Origin of the sequence: Streptomyces soli (assembly GCF_003999195.1) — a bacterium.
Lineage (GTDB): Bacteria > Actinomycetota > Actinomycetes > Streptomycetales > Streptomycetaceae > Actinacidiphila > Actinacidiphila soli.
Genome location: NZ_RJVR01000153.1, coordinates 1 through 2,643, shown reverse-complemented (window position 1 = coordinate 2,643; position 2,643 = coordinate 1). Strand labels below are relative to the sequence as shown.

1 protein-coding gene is annotated in these 2,643 nt (G+C 71.5%); it reads left to right on the top strand.

Annotated features, from left to right (window positions below; genetic code table 11):
• Positions 1-366 precede the first annotated feature (366 nt).
• Positions 367-2,643, top strand: a 2,277-nt coding sequence (locus EFK10_RS13520) for a Tex family protein (protein ID WP_164835978.1), incomplete at its 3' end; no start/stop codon positions are given.

The window sequence follows — 2,643 nt, the reverse complement described above, 5'->3', positions numbered from 1 at the left end:
CGTGAGGTGCTGGCCACGACCGTGGCCAGCACCTCACGGCCCCCCTACCGGCGTCTCGGCGTCGGCCACCGCCCTGCGGCCGCGTCGGATGCGGCGGAACCCCCTCTCTGCAGGGCTCCGTGACCTACGGGCGCCGGAGGTGCAACCGCCGCTTCCCGGCGCGGCGGCACAGTGAGGGCGAGCGAGAGAACGTCCGCAGCCACGCGCCGGGCCAGAAGCCACTTTCGGGGAGTCCTCGCAGGTCAGCCACCCGGTTCATGAGTTCTTCGAGAAGAAGCCGGCCTGAGCGGGGCGGCCTGTCCCGCGTACCGGCACCACTCGGCGATAATGCCCGGGTAGTCCAGCGAGAAAGCAGGTCAGTACATCGTGACGACATCGGTGTCGGTGGAACGCAGGATCGCCGAGGAGCTCGGAGTACGGGAAGGCCAGGTGCGGGCGGCCGTCGACCTGCTCGACGGCGGGGCGACGGTGCCCTTCATCGCCCGGTACCGCAAGGAGGCCACCGGCACGCTGGACGACGCGCAGCTGCGCACACTGGAGGAGCGGCTGCGCTACCTGCGGGAACTCGACGAGCGGCGGACCGCGATCCTGGAGTCGATCGAGTCGCAGGGCAAGCTCGACGACGCCCTGAAGGCGCAGATCCTCGCCGCGGACTCAAAGGCCCGGCTCGAGGACATCTACCTGCCCTTCAAGCCCAAGCGCCGCACCAAGGCGCAGATCGCCCGCGAGGCCGGACTTGAACCGCTCGCCGACCGGCTGCTGGTCAACCCCTCGCTCGACCCGCAGGCCGAGGCCGCCGGCTACGTCGACGCGGACAAGGGCGTCGAGGACGCCGCCGCCGCGCTGGACGGCGCCAGGGCCATCCTCACCGAGCGCTTCTCCGAGGACGCCGACCTCGTCGGCGAGCTGCGTACGCGCATGTGGGAGCGGGGCCGTGTGGTCGCCAAGGTCCGCGACGGCAAGGAGGAGGACGGCGCGAAGTTCGCCGACTACTTCGACTTCGCCGAGCCCTTCACCAAGCTGCCGTCGCACCGCGTGCTGGCGATGCTGCGCGGCGAGAAGGAGGAGGTCCTCGACCTCACCCTGGAGCCCGAGGAGCCGGTCGAGGACGGCCCGTCGACCTTCGAGCGGAAGATCGCCCACCACTTCGGCATCACCAACCGTGACCGCCCGGCCGACAAGTGGCTCGCCGACACGGTCCGCTGGGCCTGGCGCACCCGCTTCCTGGTCCGCCTCGGCATCGACCTGCGGGTCCAGCTCCGCCAGGCCGCCGAGGACGAGGCCGTACGTGTCTTCGCCGCCAACCTCCGCGACCTGCTGCTCGCCGCCCCGGCCGGCACCCGCGCCACGATGGGGCTCGACCCCGGCTTCCGTACGGGCGTGAAGGTCGCCGTCGTCGACGACACGGGCAAGGTCGTCGCCACCGAGACCATCTACCCGCACGTGCCGCGCAATAGGTGGGACGAGTCCATCGCGACCCTCGCCCGGCTCGCCGCCGCTCACAAGGTCGACCTCATCGCCATCGGCAACGGCACCGCTTCCCGCGAAACCGACAAGCTCGCCGCCGACCTCATCAAGCGCCACCCCGACCTCAAGCTCACCAAGGCCGTCGTGTCGGAGGCGGGCGCCTCCGTCTACTCCGCGTCGGCGTACGCCTCCGCCGAACTTCCCGAGCTGGACGTCTCGCTGCGCGGCGCCGTCTCCATCGCGCGCAGGCTCCAGGACCCGCTGGCCGAGCTGGTCAAGATCGACCCGAAGTCGATCGGCGTCGGCCAGTACCAGCACGACCTGTCCGAGCTGAAGCTGTCCCGTTCGCTGGACGCCGTGGTCGAGGACTGCGTCAACGGCGTCGGTGTCGACGTCAACACCGCCTCCGCCCCGCTGCTGCGCCGCGTCTCCGGCATCACGGAGGGCCTGGCCGGCAACATCGTCGCCCACCGCGACGCCAACGGCCCCTTCCGCTCCCGCAAGGCCCTCAAGGACGTGGCCCGGCTCGGCCCCAAGGCGTACGAGCAGTGCGCCGGCTTCCTCCGCATCCCCGGCGGCGACGACCCGCTGGACGCGTCGAGCGTCCACCCCGAGGCGTACCCCGTGGTGCGCCGCATCAGCGCCGCCGCCCGCACCGACATCAAGTCCCTGCTCGGCAACGGCACGGTGCTGCGCACGCTGAAGCCTCAGGAGTTCGTCGACGACAACTTCGGCCTGCCGACCGTCACTGACATCCTCGCCGAGCTGGAGAAGCCTGGGCGGGACCCGCGGCCGGCTTTCCAGACCGCTACCTTCAAGGAGGGCGTCGAGGAGCTCAAGGACCTGCGGTCCGGCATGGTGCTGGAAGGCGTCGTGACGAATGTCGCCGCCTTCGGGGCCTTCGTGGACGTCGGCGTCCACCAGGACGGGCTGGTCCACGTCTCCGCGATGTCCCGGACCTTCGTCAGCGACCCGCACGACGTCGTCAAGTCCGGTGACATCGTCCGCGTCAAGGTGCTCGACGTCGACATCCCCCGCAAGCGCATCTCCCTCACCCTGCGGCTCGACGACGACGCGGCCCCTGCCGCCGCGCCCAAGAGCGCCCCGCGTGAGCCCCGCGGCGACCGCCGCGACCGCCGCGGCGCCCCTCCCCGCCAGTCCCGCGGCGGCGGCTCC